Genomic DNA, 607 nt, shown 5'->3' on the forward strand with positions numbered 1-607 from the left:
TGGTGGCGCGCTCTTCAACGCTGAGTTCGGTATAAGACATAGGGGCAGCACCGTACCGGAAAGGTCAGGTGTTGCACTCAGTTTTTGCCGCCGCCGTCTTTTATACACTCGTCTTGATATTCGTAAGGAACTCTACTTTGGTCTACCAGCACCTTGAATGTGTAATCTAATGGGTCAAAAATCAAATGACAAACACTTTTGTTATGTGCATTCTTAACATCTTTATACAAACCAAAAAGACCTAGTTTTTTTGTATACTTTAAGATTTCTTTTCTTTTGCTAGTTACCCTTATTAGTTGCATGCTCATAATCTCCTGTTCTTGCTAACAATATAACATGCGATTATAAATAATCAATAGATAAGTATTTATTTATTGCGGCTCGGCAGCATCAAGCAATGCAGTATCAATAATTTTGTAATTTGCTTTTATATCAATCATTTCTTTTGTGCTCAAATCAATTATGTATTTACCTATTAATCTTTTTCCGAAAACATCACCGAGCAGGTCATTCTTAAAGACTGGCGGCGGCAAAAACTGAGTGCAACACCTGACCTTTCCGGTACGGTGCTGCCCCTATGTCTTATACCGAACTCAGCGTTGAAGAG

At 38.6% G+C, this 607-nt stretch carries 1 protein-coding gene; it reads right to left on the reverse strand.

Annotated elements, in window-relative coordinates; genetic code table 11:
- Window positions 1-77: 77 nt before the first annotated feature.
- Window positions 78-308, reverse strand: a complete 231-nt coding sequence (locus tag BOP96_RS30235) for a hypothetical protein (RefSeq protein WP_175563028.1) — start codon at window positions 306-308, stop codon at window positions 78-80.
- Window positions 309-607: the final 299 nt, after the last annotated feature.

The sequence above is a fragment of the Pseudomonas sp. FSL W5-0203 genome (assembly GCF_001896155.1).
In the GTDB taxonomy this organism is placed as follows: Bacteria; Pseudomonadota; Gammaproteobacteria; order Pseudomonadales; family Pseudomonadaceae; genus Aquipseudomonas; species Aquipseudomonas paracarnis.

Bases quoted from the DNA above. Each gene is read 5' to 3' on its own strand.
- BOP96_RS30235 (WP_175563028.1), bottom strand. From the start codon at position 308: ATGAGCATGCAACTAATAAGGGTAACTAGCAAAAGAAAAGAAATCTTA.